The sequence below is a fragment of the Sphingobacterium puteale genome, assembly GCF_050986225.1.
Lineage (GTDB): Bacteria > Bacteroidota > Bacteroidia > Sphingobacteriales > Sphingobacteriaceae > Sphingobacterium > Sphingobacterium puteale.
Window position 1 is genome coordinate 954,115 of the sequence record NZ_CP158959.1, and the last position, 19,965, is coordinate 974,079.

18 protein-coding genes are annotated in these 19,965 nt (G+C 39.9%); 16 read left to right on the forward strand and 2 right to left on the reverse strand.

What is annotated here, in order from left to right:
* The first annotated feature begins 294 nt into the window (after positions 1–294).
* The 16 genes from ABTV71_RS03925 to ABTV71_RS04000 all read left to right on the forward strand — a co-directional run bounded on the left by ABTV71_RS03925 (position 295) and on the right by ABTV71_RS04000 (position 17,443).
* A complete protein-coding gene (locus ABTV71_RS03925; RefSeq protein ID WP_433902311.1) occupies positions 295–1,557 on the forward strand; it encodes a cytochrome c3 family protein in 1,263 nt (420 codons plus the stop codon).
* A gap of 37 nt (positions 1,558–1,594) precedes the next feature.
* A complete protein-coding gene (locus ABTV71_RS03930; RefSeq protein ID WP_433902312.1) occupies positions 1,595–4,609 on the forward strand; it encodes a TAT-variant-translocated molybdopterin oxidoreductase in 3,015 nt (1,004 codons plus the stop codon).
* A 29-nt stretch (positions 4,610–4,638) separates the two neighbouring features.
* Positions 4,639–6,123 (forward strand): NrfD/PsrC family molybdoenzyme membrane anchor subunit, encoded by a 1,485-nt coding sequence (gene nrfD / locus ABTV71_RS03935; protein WP_077437920.1) that lies wholly within the window; start codon positions 4,639–4,641, stop codon positions 6,121–6,123.
* Positions 6,124–6,129: 6 nt separating this feature from the next.
* On the forward strand, positions 6,130–6,666 hold the full coding sequence (locus tag ABTV71_RS03940) for a DUF3341 domain-containing protein (protein WP_104385006.1): 537 nt from the start codon (positions 6,130–6,132) through the stop codon (positions 6,664–6,666).
* Positions 6,667–6,772: 106 nt separating this feature from the next.
* Positions 6,773–7,288 (forward strand): c-type cytochrome, encoded by a 516-nt coding sequence (locus tag ABTV71_RS03945; protein ID WP_317125734.1) that lies wholly within the window; start codon positions 6,773–6,775, stop codon positions 7,286–7,288.
* Between the two features lie 19 nt (positions 7,289–7,307).
* The gene (locus ABTV71_RS03950) at positions 7,308–8,543 is read left to right on the forward strand and encodes a quinol:cytochrome C oxidoreductase (protein ID WP_433902313.1); all 1,236 of its coding nucleotides are present in this window, start codon (positions 7,308–7,310) and stop codon (positions 8,541–8,543) included.
* 43 nt (positions 8,544–8,586) lie between these two features.
* Complete coding sequence (locus tag ABTV71_RS03955; protein ID WP_433902314.1) at positions 8,587–9,924, forward strand: cytochrome c oxidase subunit II; 1,338 nt, start codon at positions 8,587–8,589, stop codon at positions 9,922–9,924.
* 133 nt (positions 9,925–10,057) lie between these two features.
* Positions 10,058–11,824 (forward strand): cytochrome c oxidase subunit I, encoded by a 1,767-nt coding sequence (locus ABTV71_RS03960; protein ID WP_433903695.1) that lies wholly within the window; start codon positions 10,058–10,060, stop codon positions 11,822–11,824.
* A gap of 80 nt (positions 11,825–11,904) precedes the next feature.
* Positions 11,905–12,948 (forward strand): COX15/CtaA family protein, encoded by a 1,044-nt coding sequence (locus ABTV71_RS03965; protein WP_433902315.1) that lies wholly within the window; start codon positions 11,905–11,907, stop codon positions 12,946–12,948.
* Positions 12,949–13,021: 73 nt separating this feature from the next.
* Positions 13,022–13,927, forward strand: coding sequence for a heme o synthase (gene cyoE, locus ABTV71_RS03970; RefSeq protein ID WP_077437914.1), 906 nt, complete (start codon positions 13,022–13,024; stop codon positions 13,925–13,927).
* Complete coding sequence (locus tag ABTV71_RS03975) at positions 13,927–14,508, forward strand: cytochrome c oxidase subunit 3 (protein ID WP_121125512.1); 582 nt, start codon at positions 13,927–13,929, stop codon at positions 14,506–14,508. The genes cyoE and ABTV71_RS03975 overlap by 1 nt, the downstream gene beginning before the upstream one ends.
* Positions 14,509–14,517: 9 nt before the next feature.
* Positions 14,518–15,252, forward strand: coding sequence for a cytochrome c oxidase subunit 3 (locus ABTV71_RS03980; RefSeq protein WP_121125511.1), 735 nt, complete (start codon positions 14,518–14,520; stop codon positions 15,250–15,252).
* Between the two features lie 27 nt (positions 15,253–15,279).
* Positions 15,280–15,657: a cytochrome C oxidase subunit IV family protein gene (locus ABTV71_RS03985; RefSeq protein ID WP_077437911.1), complete on the forward strand. Its 378-nt coding sequence runs from the start codon at positions 15,280–15,282 to the stop codon at positions 15,655–15,657.
* 12 nt (positions 15,658–15,669) lie between these two features.
* A complete protein-coding gene (locus ABTV71_RS03990; protein ID WP_433902316.1) occupies positions 15,670–16,401 on the forward strand; it encodes an SCO family protein in 732 nt (243 codons plus the stop codon).
* 13 nt (positions 16,402–16,414) lie between these two features.
* Positions 16,415–16,960: a DUF420 domain-containing protein gene (locus ABTV71_RS03995; RefSeq protein ID WP_433902317.1), complete on the forward strand. Its 546-nt coding sequence runs from the start codon at positions 16,415–16,417 to the stop codon at positions 16,958–16,960.
* 27 nt (positions 16,961–16,987) lie between these two features.
* Positions 16,988–17,443: an ABC transporter ATPase gene (locus tag ABTV71_RS04000; RefSeq protein ID WP_433902318.1), complete on the forward strand. Its 456-nt coding sequence runs from the start codon at positions 16,988–16,990 to the stop codon at positions 17,441–17,443.
* Positions 17,444–17,608: 165 nt separating this feature from the next.
* Here ABTV71_RS04000 and mtgA read toward each other — a convergent pair whose 3' ends face one another.
* Together mtgA and ABTV71_RS04010 are read right to left on the reverse strand one after the other, a co-directional pair.
* Positions 17,609–18,373, reverse strand: coding sequence for a monofunctional biosynthetic peptidoglycan transglycosylase (mtgA, locus tag ABTV71_RS04005; RefSeq protein WP_121125507.1), 765 nt, complete (start codon positions 18,371–18,373; stop codon positions 17,609–17,611).
* A 52-nt stretch (positions 18,374–18,425) separates the two neighbouring features.
* Positions 18,426–19,955 (reverse strand): TlpA family protein disulfide reductase, encoded by a 1,530-nt coding sequence (locus ABTV71_RS04010; protein WP_433902319.1) that lies wholly within the window; start codon positions 19,953–19,955, stop codon positions 18,426–18,428.
* Positions 19,956–19,965: the final 10 nt, after the last annotated feature.

The window sequence follows — 19,965 nt, forward strand, 5'->3', positions numbered from 1 at the left end:
CCGGAATGATCTTGATATTCAGGTATTTTAAATTGTCATAGTAATGTCTTATATTTGATTGAACGACGTAATGAAAAGTTGTAGCGAAAGAGCTACTTTTTACTATAATAGTGATTTCACGGTGGTTTAAAGGCAATTGTTTAGAATGATTATAAATTGATATTAAAGGTCACAAAATTGTCAGCGATTTATTAATAAATCATACTTTTGTGGCATTGTTAGGGGGGTAGTGGCTCCTTTAACCATGGGAGTTAATTTTTTACATTCACAAATAAATAGTATAAAGTGCTAAATATGAGAACTATCTCATCCGTTTTGGGAAGCCTTGCGAGGGTGGTGTCAACGAGTTTGATGCTATTATTTGCCGTTACGACGTTGCATGCGCAAGATGTCAAGGAAGGTGAAAAAATCTTCAAATCTAAGTGTACATCCTGTCACGCCATTGACAGAAAAGTAGTTGGTCCTGCGTTGAAAGGAGTTCCAGATACAAAATCTGAGGAATGGTTGATTAAATGGATCCGCAACTCTCAAGCTCTAATTGCTTCTGGTGATGCCGAAGCGGTTAAAATCTTTGAAGAGTACAACAAGTCTGTGATGACTTCTTTTACGGATTTATCTGATGATCAGATTAAATCGGTAATCGCGTTTATCAAAGATGCTTCAGTAGAGAAGCCGAAAGAAGCTGGTGCTGCAGGCGCTACTGCAAAAGATGACAATGCATCTATGTTCATGATCTTGGGCTTGATCGCGGTTGTTGTTTTGGCGGTTGTCGTGATCGTGGTGTTGAATCGTGTGATCCGTACCTTAGAAAATGTAATTGCTAAAAATCAGGAAGCTATTGCAGCGCAACAAGAACCTGAAGACAATCAACGTTTTGTGAAGTTTGCGAAAGCATTCGTTAAAAACAAAAAATTGGTTGGATTTACCGTGTTGATGCTTGTTGCTCTCTTGGCAGTAGGTGGTTGGAAGACGATGTGGAACGTAGGTGTTCACGAAGGTTACAAGCCTGTTCAGCCAATCAAGTTCTCACATCAAATCCACGCAGGTGTAAATAAAATTGAGTGTCAATATTGTCACGGTGGTGCATTTAAATCTAAAAATGCTTCTATTCCATCGGCCAATGTATGTATGAACTGTCACAATACAATCACTGCATCAGAGCATTACGATGGTGAAATCTCACCAGAAATCGCGAAGATCTATCGTGCGTTAGATTGGAACCCTGAGACACGTACTTATGGTAACAATCCGAAGCCAATTCAATGGGTTCGTATCCACAACTTGCCTGATTTCGCTTACTTCAATCACTCACAACACGTTGTGGTTGCTGGAGTAGAGTGTCAGACTTGTCACGGACCGATCCAAAATATGGAAGAAGTATACCAATATTCTCCATTGACCATGAAATGGTGTGTGGACTGTCACAAAAAGACAGATATCAAATCGGATAATAAATATTATGAAGATCTGATCAAGGCACACGAAAGAATTAAGAAAGGTGAGAAAATGACTGCAGCCATGATCGGTGGTCTTGAGTGTGGTAAATGTCACTATTAATAATTATTTGAAATACGCAATCTTATATACAGCTTAAATGGATAGCAATAAAAAATATTGGAAAGGTTTGGAAGAGTTAAATCAAACTCCTGCTTTCGTTGAGGGAAGCAAGGGTGAGTTTGCCGAATCTATTCCTGTAGAAGATGTATTAAACGAAGCTGGCTTGAGTACTAAAACTCCTCGCCGTGACTTCTTGAAAGCATTAGGTTTTGGTTTGGGTGCTGTTTCTTTAGCGGCTTGTAACCGTACTCCTGTGCATAAGGCAGTTCCTTATTTGATTAAGCCTGAAGAAATAACTCCAGGTATACCTAACTACTATGCTTCGACATTCAATGGTCAGAGTATCTTGGTTAAAACGCGTGAAGGTCGTCCGATCAATGTTGAGCCTAACCCGAATGCGATTGGTTTGAACCAAGGTTTGGATTCAACGACCGCTGCTTCTGTATTAGATTTATATGATGAGTCTAAATTGAAGCAAGCACAATTGAAAGGTCAAGATGTAGAGTGGTCTAAATTGGATGGGGAAGTTGTTAAAGCATTGACTGCTGCTGCATCTTCTGGCAAACAAATTACGATCGTTTCGAATACCGTAAACAGTCCTTCAACTTTGGCAGCTATCGCTGCTTTCGCAACGAAATTCCCTACAGTTAACCACGTACAATATGACGCTGTTTCTTACAGCGGTATTATCGAAGCAAATAAAGCTTCTTTTGGTAAAGCTGTAGTTCCTTCATACAATTTTGATAAAGCAAATGTAATCGTTTCAGTTGCTGCTGATTTCTTGGGAACTTGGTTGGCAGGTGAAGAACATACACAACAATACGCTAAAAACCGTGACTACAAATCATTGAAAAATGGAAAAATGTCACGTCACGTACAATTTGAGTCCGGTCTTTCGATGACGGGTACAAATGCGGATGCGCGTATTGCGATCAAACCTTCGGAAGAAGGTGCTACGTTGATCGCTTTATATAATGCAATCACTGGTCAATCATTGGCTGGCGCGACTGCAAACAAAAAAGCACAAAAAGGTGTTGCCCTAGCGGCAAAAGAATTGGTCAACAGCAAAGGTGCTGCCGTAGTTGTTGCCGGTTCAAACGATGTGAATGTTCAGGTATTGGTCAACGCGATCAACGTTGCATTGGGTGCTTACGGTACAATCATTGATTTAGATAACTATTCGAAACAATACCAAGGTTCGGATTCTTCTTTCCAAGCTTTCTTAGCTGCTGCAAAAGCTGGTCAGGTAGGTGTAGCGTTCTTCTTGAACAGCAACCCTGTTTATGACTACTTCAAAGCAGAGGATGTCAAAGCTGTATTGAAACAGATTCCTTTCACTTTATCATTCGCACAACGTGCTGATGAAACTGCGTCGGAATTGACAGCGATCGCTCCCGCAAGTACTTTCTTGGAGTCTTGGGGTGATGCTAATCCGAAAGAAGGTTTATATTCAATCGTTCAACCGACAATCAATCCTGTTTTCCAAACGCGTCAAGCTGAACAAAGCTTGTTGACTTGGGCAGGAAACACAACAGATATGTACAACTTTGTTAAGAACTTGTGGTCTACACAAATCTTAGCTGGTTCTACGAAAAACTGGGATGCTGTATTGCAAACTGGTTTTGAATATAAAGGTGCCAAAGCTTCAACTGCTCCTGCATTTACAGGAAATGCTGCTGCTGCCGCTGCTGCAATCGAAGCTTCTAGTAAAGCAATCACTGGCGAGTTTGAATTGAAACTTTACGAACCTGCTGCTCTTCGCGATGGTCGTTATGCAAACAATGCTTACTTACAGGAATTGCCAGACCCAGTATCTAAAGTAACTTGGGACAATTATGCAGCCCTAAACCCTAAAGATGCTGAAAAACTAGGTTTGGGTGAAGATGGTAAAGTAACTGTAAAAGCAAATGGTGTTGAACTTGAATTGCCAGTTGTACAACAACCAGGTCAAGCACAAGGAACTGTTTCAGTTGCTGTAGGTTACGGTCGTACTAAAGTTGGTAAAGCAGGTAATGAAGTTGGTAAAAACGCATTCCCATTTGCTTCTATCATCAACGGTACTGTTCAAGGTGTTGCAAAAGCAACTGTAGCGAAAGCTTCTGGAACTTACCAATTGGCACAAACACAAACACACCACACGATCGAAGGTCGTAACGTGATTCGTGAGACTACGTTTGCGAAATATTTGAAAGATCCTAACTCTGAGGCAGGACGTTTTACAGATAATCACAAAACGTACGATCTGTGGAATAAATATGAGCAACCGGGCCACAAATGGGTGATGGCAATCGACTTGAACGCTTGTACAGGTTGTGGTGCTTGTATCGTAGCATGTAACGTGGAGAATAACATCCCTGTTGTAGGTCGTGATGAGGTTCGTCGTCGTCGTGAGATGCACTGGTTACGTATCGATCGTTACTATACAATCGAAGGCAAAGAGAAAGATCTGACAAAAGAGAAAGAGATTGCGAAAGCTTCAGCTGAATTGGATTTCGAAGATATCACTGTTGTTCACCAACCGATGTTGTGTCAGCACTGTGGTCACGCTCCTTGTGAAACGGTTTGTCCAGTATTGGCAACAGTACACTCTTCAGAAGGTTTGAACCATATGGCATATAACCGTTGTTTTGGTACACGTTACTGTGCGAACAACTGTCCGTTCAAAGTTCGTCGTTTCAACTGGTTCGCATACTGGAATGATTCACGTTTTGACAACTACTTGAACAATGAGTTCACACAATTGGTCTTGAATCCAGATGTGGTCACTCGTTCACGTGGGGTAATGGAAAAATGTTCAATGTGTATCCAACGTATCCAAGCAGGTAAATTGCAGGCTAAGATTGAAAACCGCAAAGTGAAAGATGGTGATATCCAAATGGCTTGTCAACAAGCATGTTCGGCAAATGCAATCATCTTCGGTGACGCTAACGATCCAGAATCGGAAGTATCCAAAGCATTGCGCAACGAGCGTGTTTATTACGTACTTGAGGAAATCAATGTTCAACCGGGTATCGGTTATATGACAAAAGTTAGAAACACTTTTGAGGCGTAATCTTGTACAATATTTGAAATAAAAATACTATGTCATCGCATAACGAATCAATATTAAGAGAACCATTAATGACCGGTAAAGACATCACGTATGCAAAAATTACGGATGATATCTTACTACCGGTTGAAAATAAACCAAATAAAGCATGGTGGATTGGTTTTACCGTTGCTGTATTGGGAGCTTTATTATGGGTAGTTAGCGTTAGTTATACCTTTTGGACAGGTATCGGCGCTTGGGGTCTGAATAAAACTGTAGGCTGGGCTTGGGATATCACCGACTTCGTATGGTGGGTTGGTATCGGTCACGCCGGTACGTTGATTTCGGCCGTATTATTAATTTTCCGCCAGAACTGGCGTAATTCCATCAACCGTTCCGCAGAGGCGATGACGATCTTTGCGGTAATCTGTGCGGCTACATACGTTGTCGCTCACATGGGACGTCCTTGGTTGGCATATTGGATTTTCCCACTTCCAAATCAATTTGGATCACTTTGGGTAAACTTCAACTCGCCATTGGTATGGGATGCGTTTGCGATCTCAACATACTTCACCGTATCCTTGGTATTCTGGTACTGTGGTTTGTTGCCGGATATCGCGACTATCCGTGACCGTGCTACTGGATTAAAACAAAAGATTTATTCTGTATTATCATTCGGTTGGAATGGTTCTGTGAAGACTTGGCAACGTTTTGAAATCGTGTCCTTGATCTTGGCAGGTATTTCAACTCCACTGGTACTTTCTGTACACACCATCGTATCCATGGACTTTGCAACTTCGGTTATCCCTGGATGGCACACGACGATCTTCCCGCCATATTTCGTGGCAGGTGCGATCTTCTCAGGTTTCGCGATGGTACAGACCTTATTGTTGATCTTACGTAAAGTAATGAACTTTGAGAACTACATCACGATGTTCCACATTGAATCGATGAATATCATCATCATGACGACAGGTTCTATCGTGGGTGTGGCTTACTTAACAGAGTTGTTTATTGCAATGTACTCTCGTTCAGAATACGAAATGTATGCTTTCGAGAACCGTATGTTGGGTCCATACGCTTGGGCGTACTGGTCAATGATGACTTGTAACGTAATTTCTCCGCAATTATTCTGGTTCAAAAAAATCCGTACAAGTATTCCGATCTCATGGATTCTATCCATTGTGGTAAATATCGGTATGTGGTTTGAGCGTTTCGTAATTATCGTGACTTCATTGCACCGTGATTACTTGCCTTCATCGTGGGCAATGTTCTACCCAACTTGGACAGACGTAGGTATCTTTGTAGGTTCAATTGGATTATTCTTTACCTTATTCTTGTTGTTCTTACGTTTCTTGCCAGGTATCGCAATTGCCGAAGTTAAATTGTTGTTGAAATCATCGTCATTACAACACAAAACTAAATTGGCTCAAGAAGGTGCTTTCCCTGCAGAGCAAGTGGAGTACTTCCAAGAATCATTGGAAAAATATGATTCAGTGACAGAAGAAGAGATTAAAGAATTATCAGTTAGAAAATAATCAGCAATGAGCAATACAAAATATATATTAGGTAGTTTTGCGGATCCGGATGACATGATGCATGGGATCGACAAATTGCAAGCAAACAATATAAGTATTTATGACTGCTTTACTCCGATGCCTATCCACGGCATCGAAGCGAAGTTAGGTGTGAAACCTTCTCGCTTGCCTATCGCAGCATTTTGCTTTGGAGCATTGGGAACGACATTAGGTTTTAGTTTGTTGTATTATACTATGGTATACGATTGGCCAATGAATATTGGTGGTAAACCATCTTTTGCAATGCCAAACTTTGTTCCTGTAACATTTGAGGTTACCATCTTATTGTGTGCTTTGGGTATGGTTGCTACATTTTTCTTCCGTAACCACCTATTCCCGGGACGTGCACCACGTGTGATGGACTTGCGCGCAACTGATGATCGTTTCATCCTTGCAGTAGATGCCAAAGAAAATGCAGACCACGCTTTGATCGATAGTTTATTGAAAGAAGCTGGTGCTGTTGAAGTTAAGTACAATGATAGAAAATATGTTAGCTATGAATAAGAAGAATTTACTTGGAACTGTATGCGCAGCTGTAGCATTAACAGCACTCGTTTCTTCTTGTGGTGATAAAACAACTCGTAGTACAGGTTTGGAATTTTCCCGTAACATGTACGATCCGCTTGCGTTCAATCCGGATCAACCTAACGCGAATTTTGCTGATGGAAAAACAGCGCAAACTCCGCCAAAGGGTACCGATCCAGTTGGATTCACTCGTTTCGAGTATGCCAATACATTAGAGGAGTACGAACGTGCGGGACGGGAAGTTAAAAATCCTTTGGTTGTCAATGCAGAAAACCTTGAAAAAGGAAAAGCATTGTTCACCACTTACTGTTCGGTATGTCACGGACCAGAAGGTAAAGGCGATGGACCGCTGACGAAAGATCGTAGTGTAACTGATTCTAGAGGTACCCGTCAATTAGAGAACTTTCCGCCGCCACCATCTTACCATAGAACGGATAAGGCGAACTCTTCAAGAGGTGGTTTCATGGCTGACTTGACGGATGGTAAAATCTACCATACGATTTATTATGGACATAACTCCATGGGATCACATGCATCGCAATTATCTCCAGAAGAGAGATGGAAAGTTGTTATGTATGTTCACGAATTACAAAAGAAATAATCTAACATCAGATATATAAATGGGAACTCACAGTCATCATCACGATTATAATTTCAACGAGCGATACGAGTTTGCTGGCAAAGCTAAAATGTTCAGTATTATCGCTGTTGTACTAGGCGTAGCTGCTGTAGCTATCGGGTTGCTTTCGGGCGATCACGTTACTGTAGAGCGTACATACGCCAACTTGTTATTGATGGGTTATTACTTTACATGTGTATGCGCAGCTGGAGCATTCTTCGTTGCTTTGCAATATGTAACACAATCTGCATGGTCTGCAGGTCTGGTACGTATACCTCAAGCTATGGCAAGCACCCTGCCTATCGCAGCACTCTTGTTAGTGGTTATTGTTGGATTGGGTTTATCTACGCATAATCTTTACCACCATTGGCATGGCGAAGGTTTGTTGGATCACAATAGCCCAAACTATGACCCTATTATTGAAGGAAAGTCTGCATACTTGAATGTACCTTTCTTTTTATCTCGTCAAGTTATCTTTTTAGGAGTATATAGCATTTTTGCTGTTATCCTTGCTAAGCTTTCATACAAAGAGGATTTAGAAGGCGGTTTGGCTTCTTACAAAAAGTCATTCAAATTGTCTGCAATCTTCTTGGTTATCTTTGGATTTACAACACCAATTTGGGCATTCGATACGATTATGTCTCTAGAGGCACACTGGTTTTCAACGATGTTCGGATGGTATAACTTCGCAGCAATGTGGGTGAGTGGTATCTGTTGCATTACCATCATTGTTGTTGTCTTGAAAAAAGCGGGCTATATGAACTGGGTAAACGAAAATCATTTACATGATTTGGGTAAATTGATGTTCGGTTTCTCCATCTTCTGGACCTATGTTTGGTTTGCACAATTCATGTTGATCTGGTATTCAAACATTCCTGAGGAAACAGTTTATTTCTACAAACGTTGGGAGCCTGAATACAAACCTTGGTTTTGGTTGAGTATTATCATTAACTTTGTGTCTCCATTGCTTATATTGGTAGATCGCGATGCTAAACGTAAACAAAATGTTATGTTGTTCGTAGCGATTCTATTGTTGGCAGGTCACTGGCTTGATTATTATATCATGGTTATGCCCGGTACTGTTGCTGAACATAGAGGATTTGGTATCATTGAAATCGGAACTGCACTTGGTTTCTTAGGTTTGTTCATCTTTTTAGTGATGAGTAAATTAAGCAAACAAGCCTTGGTGCCTAAAAATCATCCTTTCTTGGATGAGAGTTTACATCACCAGATATAGTTTCACTTTTAAAGGAAGGTTACGTAAAAACGTTATAAAAGAAATGAGCTTTAAATTAAATAATAGATTCAAATCCATCTCGGGTTTTGTGCTTGCACTAGGGCTGCTTTTTGCAAATCCTATTCTTGCAAGTCAACAAGATACAGTAGCATCTGATTCTGCTAAAGTGGCGACTACAGCGGTAGCTGCCCCTGCAGCAACGGATTCGGTTGCAAAAGATACAACAGCGGCAGCAGGTACTGCTGCTGTTGCATCTGCTAGCTCGACGACAGAGGCTAGTGCAGCTGCTCCTGCTGTTGAAGAAGTGAAGCAAATAGACCCTCAGGTTTATAAAAACTTCACATACTATGTGTTATTGTTCTTGGTCATTTGTACAGTCATTGCTGTTATTGGCAAGGTACTTTCGATCTACGAATTGACACGGAAAATGAATGGTCGATACAATCCATTTGCGAATAACACATTCCAATCGGCATTGTTGTTTATCTTCTTGGTTGTATTTCTTTACGGTGTCTACTGGTCATACGTACATTGGGGCGCCGCATATTGGCGGTCTGCGGTGACAGAACATGGTGAACGTATTGATACCATGTTTATCATCACAACGGCAATTACAACATTTGTATTGGTTATTACACATATTTTGTTGATGACTTTTACATTCTTGTACCGCATGCGTGCAAAACGTCAAGCGTACTACTACCCGCATAACAATGCGATCGAGAAACTTTGGACAATTGTTCCTGCTGTGGTTTTGACCGTATTGGTACTGTTCGGTTTCTTTACTTGGAGATCAATTACCAATGTTCCCGAAGATCTTCAGAAATCTGCATTGCAAATTGAGGTGTTGGGTGAGCAATTCCAATGGAATGTGCGTTACCCTGGTACAGACGGCGTTATTGGTAAACGTAATTACAAAATGACGACACCGACAAATCCTTACGGTATCGATTTTAATGATAAAAATTCATGGGATGATATTCAAGGTTCTGAAATCTGGTTACCGGTAAACAAACCAGTTCGTTTCCATATCGTTTCAAAAGATATTATTCACTCTTTCTTTATTCCAGATTTCCGTGTTCAGATCAATGCGGTACCGGGAATGACTAATTACTTCCAATTCACTCCTACTGTAACTACAGAAGAAATGCGTGATCGTTTGGGAGACTACAACTATGATTTTGTGATGTTATGTAACAAAATCTGTGGATCTGCGCACTGGAACATGCAAAAGAAAGTGGTTGTTGTAACGGAGGCACAATATAAAGAGTGGTTAGCTAAACAAAATAAATATTTTACCGAAGATCTTCAAAAGGAATTCAGCGGTAAGACGGCTAACGTAAAAAAGGATAGCGTACAAGTTACAGCATCTTTGAACTAATTAAGAATTTTTGAATATAAAATCGAATATGTCAAGTACAGTAATATCGCATAGCGCTGAACATCACGATTCGCACGGACATCATCACGAGGAATCATTCATCAGAAAGTATATCTTTTCTGGTGACCACAAGATGATTGCCAAGCAATTCTTGATCACTGGTATCATCATGGCAGTTTTTGCGATGCTTTTATCAGTATTATTCCGTATCCAGCTAGCATGGCCGGATAAAGAATTCCCTATATTAGAAGTATTCTTGGGCAAATGGGCTGAAGGTGGCCGTATTAAGCCGGAGTTTTTCCTTTCCTTGGTGACCATCCACGGTACTGTCATGGTATTCTTCGTGTTGACAGCGGGTCTATCGGGTACATTCAGTAACTTATTGATTCCATATCAAATCGGTGCGCGCGATATGGCGTCGCCGTTTATGAATATGTTATCTTACTGGTTGTTCTTCATCGCGTCAGTCATCATGGTTGCTTCTTTCTTTGTAGAGAGCGGTCCTGCTTCTGCTGGTTGGACAATCTATCCGCCATTATCGGCTGTACCAACAGCGATCGCCGGATCTGCGACAGGTATGACCTTGTGGTTGGTGAGTATGGTTCTATTCGTTGCTTCGCAGTTGATCGGTGGTATCAACTACGTGAGTACGATTTTGAACATGCGTACAAAAGGTATGGATCTATGGAAAATGCCATTGACAATCTGGGCGTTTTTCTTAACTGCAATCGTGGGTATGTTGTCATTCCCGGTATTGGTATCTGCAGTGGTTCTTTTGATTTTTGACCGTGCCGCTGGTACGTCATTCTACTTGTCTGACTTGGTTGTACAAGGACAGATTTTACCTAACGAAGGTGGTTCCCCAATCTTGTTCCAGCACTTATTCTGGTTCTTGGGTCACCCTGAGGTATATATCGTTGTCATGCCTGCTTTAGGTTTGACTTCTGAGGTTATCGCAACAAACTCACGTAAACCAATCTTCGGTTACCACGCCATGGTTTACTCCTTGATCGGTATTACCGTGTTGTCATTTATCGTATGGGGTCACCATATGTTTGTGACAGGTATGAACCCGTTCTTGGGTGGTGTATTTATGATCACAACGCTGATTATCGCCGTTCCTTCCGCTGTTAAGGCATTTAACTACTTGGCTACGTTATGGAAAGGTAATATCCGCTTTACGCCAGCAATGATGTTTGCTATCGGTTTGGTATCTTTCTTTATCTCCGGTGGTTTGACAGGATTGTTCTTGGGTAACGCGGCATTGGATATCAACCTGCACGATACGTATTTCGTTGTAGCTCACTTCCACTTGGTCATGGGATCTGCTTCCATCTTCGGTATGCTTTGTGGTGTTTACCACTGGTATCCTAAAATGTTTGGTCGTATGATGAACACGAAATTAGGTTATTTGCACTTTTGGTTGACTTTTATCGGTGCTTACCTGGTATTCTTCCCAATGCACTTTATGGGTATTGATGGTGTACCGCGTCGTTACTATGCATTTACGGAGTTTGCTTTCATGGCAAAATGGGTTTCTGTGAATCAATTGGTTACTTGGGCTGCGATTATCGCTGCTTTGGGACAGGTTGCGTTTTTATGGAACTTCTTTTACTCGATCTTCTTCGGTAAGAAAGCGTCACAAAATCCTTGGCAATCGAATACCCTGGAATGGACTACTCCGGTAGAACATATTCATGGTAACTGGCCGGGAGAAATTCCAACCGTACACCGTTGGCCTTACGATTACAGTAAGCCAGGTCATGGTGAGGATTTCATTCCTCAAGATGTTCCCTTCTCTGAAACGATGAGCTCGAATTTGCCTCATGATTTTGAAGGAGATGAGGAAGCTGAGCGTATCCAGGCGGAATGGAATGCTCAAAATGGTAGAAAAGACTAATAAGATTTAATCGAATAGAGTAGGGCTGGTACCTACTCTATTTTATACAAGTTTGTATTTTAAGAGGTAGGGGTTGTATTATGTTTCCAGCAGCTGAAAAGCGATTTATAAAGACCAATTTTATTACGATTATCGTATTGTTTATGGTCATTATTGCTGGAGGCGTTGTGCGGAGTACAGGTTCAGGCATGGGATGCCCAGATTGGCCAAAATGTTTTAACCGTATTATTCCACCCACTGATATTTCCCAATTACCACAGGGATACGAACAACATTATATTGAAGGGAGAGCAAAGAAGAATGAACGTTTCGCCAAGATTGTAGAATTTTTTGGTGATAAGGAAATGGCTTACAAGCTCCGGACAGACAAAAGTATTTTGCAACACGAAGAGTTTAATGTTGCAAAAACCTGGACGGAGTATATCAATCGTTTGGTAGGCGTTATTTCTGGATTCTGTTTATTGTTTACTGCGATTTATTCTTTCACATATATAAAATCAAAAAGTTCGATCGTTGTTTGGTCAGTGGTTAATCTTTTTGTTGTGGTCATTCAGGCCTGGTTGGGTTCGATCGTTGTATCCACCAATTTGATGCCCTGGATTATCACGGTACATATGCTCTTGGCGCTTGTAATTGTTTGTATCAGTATATATACCTACTTTAAAGCAGTTACGTTACGTGACAAGACTATATTGGTTAATCGTTCTTTAGGCATAATAAAAGGTCTTGCGTTGATTTCCATTTTGTTGATGTTGACGCAGGTGATCGTTGGAACGGGGGTTCGGGAGGAAGTTGATCTGTTGACCGGCTCTAACATTGCCCGTGCCGATTTTATAACAGCTATTGGCCAACAATTTGAAATACATCGATGGTTGGCGTATTGTTCTTTGATTTTAGTTATTGTATTATTCTTTTTGGTCCGCACAAGTTTCAATACGGGATCTAAGCAATTGAAATTTGCTTTAATCACTTTGATCCTCGTGGGTATCCAAATGCTATCAGGAATTATCTTAGCTCGATTTGCAATACCTGCATTTGCACAGACAACGCACCTGGTGATTGGGACACTTTTATTTGGTGCTCAATTTTACCTGTTGTTACTGTTGAATAAGCAAAGGCATTAATTTTGAAATTCGAGATGTTTATGTTAAAAACTATGTGTTTGAATACACTGGTAGTAGGAGGTCTCTTTTAATTATGAAAGAATTTATTTCAGATTTTAAAAAGCTCGTTAAGTTAAGGCTTACGTTGACGGTGGTATTCTCCGCCTCAATTGCTTTTCTGATAGGATCAAAACAACAGGGTGAAATTTTCTGGGTCAATTGGTTATTGTTGACTGTGGGTGGTTTTCTGGTAACAGGTTCTGCCAATGGTTTTAACGAAATCATCGAAAAAGATCTGGATAAATTGATGAAACGTACAGAAGATAGACCGCTACCTTCGGGTCGGATGACAACAGGTCAAGCTTTGGTATTAAGTGTCTTTATGGGCATCTTAGGTACTTTGGTATTGGTTCGCTTAAATTTTGTCGCTGGCTTACTGTCGGTTTTTTGTATCCTTCTTTATGCGTTTATCTACACACCTTTAAAAAGAAAATCACCAATAGCCGTTTTTGTAGGGGCTTTTCCGGGCGCATTTCCACCATTAATCGGTTATTATGCAGCCTTTTCACAGGATGATCTGGCCTATTACAGTGGACACAACGAAGCCGCAATTATTATTATTCCCTTTGTGTTGTTCGCGATTCAGTTTTTATGGCAGTTTCCACATTTTTGGGCAATCGCCTGGGTTGTGGATGACGACTATAAATTGGCTGGTTTTAGGTTGTTACCAACGACAAAACGGGATAAGATATCGGCCTTTATGGTATTCATTACCGGATTGTTAATGATTCCTGCTGGATTTATACCTTATTATTTTGGCTTTGGTGGAATTTGGTTTACGATAGTGTCCGTCATTGGTGGATTGATGTTTGGGTATTATGGCTATTTGCTGTTTAAGAATTGTGATATTCCTTCGGCAAAAAAAGTTATGTTTACATCGTTCATCTATTTACCTGTTACACAACTCGTATTATTGCTTAACTTTATTCCTTTGAAATAATGTTAGATATACAAGCACAAACTGACGAGAAGTTAGTACAGAGAAAAGCTCAGAAATTCAACCTTTGGTTGGGTATGTTGGGTATGTTCATGATGTTTGCTGCGTTATCCAGTGGTTTCATTGTTTATACAGCAAGTGGGGTGGACAAAGGGATCAAGACCTTACTGCCAGATACGTTTGTGTATAGCACAATCGTGATCGTGGTGAGCAGTCTTACGATATTTTTAGCGCATAAAGCTGCTAAAAATGGTGATTCATCCAAACAGAAGTTATTATTAATGGTGACTTTCGTTTTGGGTATCGTGTTTTTTGCATTACAGGTACATGCTTGGAATGTGTTAACTGAGCGAGGCGTTTATTTTGTGAATAACAATGCGTCTCAATCCTTTATCTACATTTTTACGGGAATGCACTTGGCGCATATTATTGCGGGGTTGATCGTTTTGATTGGCGCGATTATAGGGGCGAATAAGCTTTCTAAGGACGGCAATCTCTTCCGCATGGATCTTGCCAGTATTTTTTGGCATTTTCTCGATCTTTTATGGATTTATATATATGTTTTCTTACTTTTGAATCAATAATAGTAAACAATGAGTACAACAGTATCGCAATTGGATAAGGTAAAAACTGGTCCATGGAATGGTGGAAAATCACCTTGGAACTTAGAGTATGGAAAAATCATGATGTGGTTTTTCTTGGTAGGGGATGCCTTCACATTTTCTGCATTTTTGGTTTATTACGGCGCACAACGCTTTTCTCACCCAACATGGCCTGATCCTGATAAGATTTTTCAATCTATCCCGGGTATTGCGGAGCATGGTCAACCTTTGGTATTCGTAGGTTTGATGACCTTTATTTTGATTATGTCTTCAGTGACAATGGTATTGGCTGTAGAAGCTGGACACCGCAATCAAAAAAATGAGGTTGTTAAGTGGATGTTGTGGACGATTTTAGGTGGTATCTGTTTCGTTGGCTGTCAGGCTATCGAGTGGACTCACCTACACCACATGGGATTCTGGTTTGGTAAAAACCCAGCTACAGGTTTGGAAGGGGATGCAATCAAGACCGCATTATTGCCATACTTTACACACGATATTTCCTATACATCGGCATTGCAATTCGCAAACTTGTTCTTTACGATTACAGGTTTCCACGGTTTCCACGTTACAGTAGGTATTATTTTGAACATCATCGTTCTTTGTATGACCTTAAATAACACATTCGAAAATCGTGGTTCTTACTTAATGATTGAAAAAGTAGGTTTATATTGGCACTTTGTGGATTTGGTGTGGGTATTCGTATTTACATTCTTCTACTTAATCTAATCATTGTATTATTAATTTTAGATCGCTATGTCACAATATCAAGATAATATCGCTCACGGAGAGCATGCTCACGAAGGTGGGATGGATAAGAAAGCCATCTGGAGAGTATTTGGCGTACTTTTGGCGCTTACTTGTCTAGAGTTCTTAATTGCATTAGGTTTTGTTCACCACTGGCAGATTTTGGCCAAAGGCGCATTGGTAAATACGATTTATATCGTTTTAACTTTAGTTAAAGCATATTATATCGTAGCATTCTTTATGCACTTAAAATTTGAAAAATCGAGTTTCATTGTTACCGTATCAATCGTCTTTATTTTTATTATTTATTTTATCGTCCTGATGCTAGTTGAGGGAGGTTTCTTGGCTGGTGCTTTTCAGGAGCATCAATTGTTTCCAAATAAATAGATAAAGTGAATAATGGATAATAATAATACTGGACAAAAGAAAGGTATTAAAACTATATTGATCCTGGCAGTAATTCTTTTATTGCCAGGATTTTTATATTTTATACTAAATAAAAGTGGTTCCAATAGCTACGTTTCCCTACCTATTTTCGGAAAAAAGGAGGTTCCCGGAACAACACACCGTAAATGGGGACGTGATATTCCCGATACCATCTATCATACCGTTCCTCCTGTTGATTTTGTGAATTATGATGGCAAGCCTGTGCGCCTATTGGATCGTGATACGACCTTGTCCGTGGTACATCTGATGTATTCAAAAGATGCCTCATTGTCGCGAATGATGGTAAAGAAGCTGGATCAGATTGCCAATCGCTTTATTCATAATAAAAAGGTAAAATTGTATTCAATCACCGTCGATACTGCATACGATAAGCCAGCGGTTTTAGCTAAATATGTGAAAGTTTACAAACCCTGGACTAAATCTTGGTTTTTTGTGACAGATCCTTCTGTTGATATCTTTAAATTTGCGAAAGAGAGCCTGCTACAGGATGCATTGGTAAATACGGATGGTAACAAACCATTTATTATCGGGTCCAATTATCTTTTACTAGATACGAAGGGGCGCATTCGTGGGATATACGACATTAATGTAAAAACAGATGTAGATCGTCTGGAAGACGAAATTAAGTTATTGTTGGTGGAGGAAATCCGAAACCATCCGGCTACAATAGAACAAAAGAGATAGATTAGTTAGCATTATGGAAGAGAGTCTGATCAAAGAGAAAAAGTATAGCAAGTGGATCTGGTTATTGTCTATTGTGATTCCAATAGTAGTAGCGATCCTGTTTACGGTGAATTTACAAAAGTTAGGCTACGATGTAAAGCCATTGACGTTTTTGCCACCTATTTATGCGACGATCAATGGCATTACCGCGATACTGTTATTTTGGGCAGTTGCTGCGATTAAAAAGGGAAATAAAACTTTACATGAACGTTTGATCAAATGTTGTATCGCTTGTTCCCTGGCCTTTTTGGCGATGTACGTCGCTTACCATATGACATCCATAGAGACAAAATATGGAGGTGAGGGAATTTGGAGGCCTGTTTATTTCTTTATACTGATCACACATATTCTTTTGTCGATCATTATTATTCCCTTTGTGCTTTTTACTTTTGTAAGAGGTATTTCGGGATCTTATGAACGCCATAAAAAGCTAGCACGGATTACTTATCCCATGTGGCTTTATGTTGCTGTGACCGGTGTTATCGTGTACTTAATGATTTCACCTTATTATATAGGTTAATTTAACAAAAGGAAAAGGAGTTTGCTTATGAAACGTATTTGGATTTACCAGGCTGATCGTATTTTGACTGAACAGGAATCTCAACAAATTTCGGTAGAATTGACTGCTTTTGCCGAACAGTGGAAAGTGCATGGAAAGCCCTTATCTGCTTCTGCTGAATTGCGTGACAACCTTTTTATCATTCTAAAGGTTGACGAGGATGTTGCTGCCGCTTCAGGTTGTTCTGTCGATAGTTCTGTTCGTTTTCTGAAGGGTATAGAGGAAAAGTACCATGTTCAGCTCTTCGACCGTATGCAGTTTGCCTATAAATCAGTGAATGGTGTTGCCGTGGTCAACCGTTCGGGTTTTGAAAAATTATTGGCCGCGGGCGAAATAAATGATCACACGCTTGTATTTGATAACACAATTACTTACGAGCATCAATTGGAGAATGCTTGGGCGGTTCCTTTTAAGGAGAGCTGGCATAAAAGATTATTTGCATAACGAAAATAACATGTATTAAAAAACGCCATTCCTAAAATGGCGTTTTTTTTATGTTGTCACGAGATAGCAATGAATCATAAGATAAATGAAGTGATCGGTATTCTATCTGCTGCGTCAAATCAATGAAATCTCCATCTTTAACGCTAATATTCAATGCAGGCTTAACTATTCCGGAATGGTATAATGATGCATGTACTTTGCAATGGCATTTGCTCTTCTGTTGACATAAGAAGAAGGATTACGTGCGTCCCATTCGCGGGGATTTGGCAGGATTGCGATAATTAATGCCGCTTGTTTTTTGGACAGATTACTTCCGGTTTTGCTGAAGTAGTATTCAGCAGCTGCATCTGCTCCATAAACTCCCTGCCCCATTTCAATGACATTGAGATAGACTTCAAGAATACGTTTTTTACTCCAGAAGGTTTCAATGAGTACTGTGAAGTAGGTTTCAAATCCTTTTCTTAACCAAGAACGACCTGGCCATAGAAAGACGTTCTTAGCGACCTGCTGACTGATTGTACTTCCGCCACGGAGCTTTTTACCCTGTGCATTTTTCTTGATGGCATTTTGAATACCTTTAAGGTCAAAACCCCAGTGGGTCATAAAATGGGCATCTTCCCCTGCAATGGCCGCTAATTTTAAATTGTCCGAAAGTTCGTCGTAACTCAACCAGTTTTTTTTCAGTTTAAACCCCTTCCCCTGTTCCTTAAGTTCAAACCCACGTTGAATCATCAGCCAGGTAATGGGGGGATTAATGAACCGCAAGCTAATTACCCAAAAAAGACTAATACCGATAAAATAAAGAACTACTCTGCTTGTGATACGGAGAATAGGTGATTTGATAGACTTCAACGGATTGAAGGAAGCTTTCTTAAAGGTATTTTTTTGTTTACTGGCTGTATTTTGCTTACCAGATCTCTTGATGGCCATATCATTACAAAATTTGTGCAAACATAACATCAAAAAGTTATACTTTCATACTTTACTTCATCATTTCTTTTAAATTTTCCAAAGTCACAGCACTCATCCAAGATATAGCTTTTGTATCTATTTCTCCATTCGGCTTTACAACAACATATGTTGGAAATCCGGAACGATTAAATAAAGTGAATAGTTCACTGATCACCGTATTTGCGACAAACAGATGTGTACCTGGCTGTTCCAGTTCTGCTACTTTGTTGATCCATTTTTGTTGGTTAGAGGAAGCGTCGGTGCATAGATAAATAAATTCTACAGGAAGTTTTGCCTCTTTTGCTTGGTGATGTAGTTTTTTGCTGTAGGGCATCTGATCAAGACAGGGACCACACCAGGTCGCCCATATATCCAATAAGATAAGCTTGTTTGGATATTTTGCTTTGATGGTTTGAAGAAGTTCGGCACCCGTTTTCGTATTGTTCAATAGCAATGCTGCATCGAAAGGGAGCTCTTTAATTAATGTGCCGAAAGGGGTTTGCTTTGATTCGGTAGGAGTGGAATCTAATATATCTTTCAGTTTTGCCTGTTTGGCAGTTAAATTTTCTATTTCAATATTGAGGTTGTCTTTGGCCCATGCACTCTTTAATTTTGGCAGTAAAGTACTATAAATCGTATTTTGTGTTTGGATATCATCATCATCGAATTTTAAGTTGAGGATATCTGCATAATTTTCTGGAAAAGTTTTGGTAATATAATCGGATACTTTAACAAAATCGCCACGACTTGCGTTGTCAGGATAGAGGACATATTTGGTATAGTAATGTAAAAATCGGTAATAATCGCTAACTTCATTGGAAATGGAGTAAATCGGGATTAACAGACCATCGCCGATTTCTTTGTTGATTTTATTTTGCATATAGTAATCCAGCAGTCTGTAGGTATACTGCGCATTAGTTGCTGCATCAATTAGCGGTTTGCAGGTTGTACTATAAGCTTTATAAAATGCTGTATTTGTATTTCTTTGAATCGTAAATAAGGAGTCTAGTTTTTGCTGAAACTGGGGATCTTTGGGATCGAGCTTTCGCAGGGGTTTGTAAAAATCAGGGTTATTTTTCTTATCGAATAAGATATACTCATTCATCTGTCGATTTACTTCTGCATCTTTTCCAGCGAAGGAAATACCATCACCGATCATGTAAACCTTGTTTTTCTTCAGCTTCTCTAAATCAAAGATGAGTTCTAAATCCTCATGAAGATAAAGACAGGTATAGGCATCATAATCACCCAAGTTAAACCAGACTTGCTGATAGGGAAGATTATGCGTTTGTCTAAATTCGAATGTGCCATCAGCGTTCACTGGTATCGTTGCTTTACTTTGATGAGTTCCTATTAAATTGACGATACTGTATTGTATTTGGATTTTGGATAGTTCTTCCTGATTAGCATTTATGATTTTACCAGTCACTTTAGCCAGTTGTTTTTTGCTCAATTGATCATAGGATTCATCTGTTAGGGAAATTGGTTCAAGGTCCTTTTGCGCATAAAGCATACATGGTAGCCATAGCGTAAGCAATAAAGCAATAAAATAGACTTTCATAACAAGTGGT

Coding starts and splice junctions, on each gene's coding strand:
- ABTV71_RS03925 (WP_433902311.1), top strand. CDS start 295: ATGAGAACTATCTCATCCGTTTTGGGAAGCCTTGCGAGGGTGGTGTCA.
- mtgA (WP_121125507.1), bottom strand. CDS start 18,373: ATGGCCATCAAGAGATCTGGTAAGCAAAATACAGCCAGTAAACAAAAA.
- ABTV71_RS03945 (WP_317125734.1), top strand. CDS start 6,773: ATGTACGATCCGCTTGCGTTCAATCCGGATCAACCTAACGCGAATTTT.
- nrfD (WP_077437920.1), top strand. CDS start 4,639: ATGTCATCGCATAACGAATCAATATTAAGAGAACCATTAATGACCGGT.
- cyoE (WP_077437914.1), top strand. CDS start 13,022: ATGAAAGAATTTATTTCAGATTTTAAAAAGCTCGTTAAGTTAAGGCTT.
- ABTV71_RS03980 (WP_121125511.1), top strand. CDS start 14,518: ATGAGTACAACAGTATCGCAATTGGATAAGGTAAAAACTGGTCCATGG.
- ABTV71_RS03930 (WP_433902312.1), top strand. CDS start 1,595: ATGGATAGCAATAAAAAATATTGGAAAGGTTTGGAAGAGTTAAATCAA.
- ABTV71_RS04000 (WP_433902318.1), top strand. CDS start 16,988: ATGAAACGTATTTGGATTTACCAGGCTGATCGTATTTTGACTGAACAG.
- ABTV71_RS03975 (WP_121125512.1), top strand. CDS start 13,927: ATGTTAGATATACAAGCACAAACTGACGAGAAGTTAGTACAGAGAAAA.
- ABTV71_RS03990 (WP_433902316.1), top strand. CDS start 15,670: ATGGATAATAATAATACTGGACAAAAGAAAGGTATTAAAACTATATTG.
- ABTV71_RS03955 (WP_433902314.1), top strand. CDS start 8,587: ATGAGCTTTAAATTAAATAATAGATTCAAATCCATCTCGGGTTTTGTG.
- ABTV71_RS04010 (WP_433902319.1), bottom strand. CDS start 19,955: ATGAAAGTCTATTTTATTGCTTTATTGCTTACGCTATGGCTACCATGT.
- ABTV71_RS03950 (WP_433902313.1), top strand. CDS start 7,308: ATGGGAACTCACAGTCATCATCACGATTATAATTTCAACGAGCGATAC.
- ABTV71_RS03985 (WP_077437911.1), top strand. CDS start 15,280: ATGTCACAATATCAAGATAATATCGCTCACGGAGAGCATGCTCACGAA.
- ABTV71_RS03940 (WP_104385006.1), top strand. CDS start 6,130: ATGAGCAATACAAAATATATATTAGGTAGTTTTGCGGATCCGGATGAC.
- ABTV71_RS03960 (WP_433903695.1), top strand. CDS start 10,058: ATGATTGCCAAGCAATTCTTGATCACTGGTATCATCATGGCAGTTTTT.
- ABTV71_RS03995 (WP_433902317.1), top strand. CDS start 16,415: ATGGAAGAGAGTCTGATCAAAGAGAAAAAGTATAGCAAGTGGATCTGG.
- ABTV71_RS03965 (WP_433902315.1), top strand. CDS start 11,905: ATGTTTCCAGCAGCTGAAAAGCGATTTATAAAGACCAATTTTATTACG.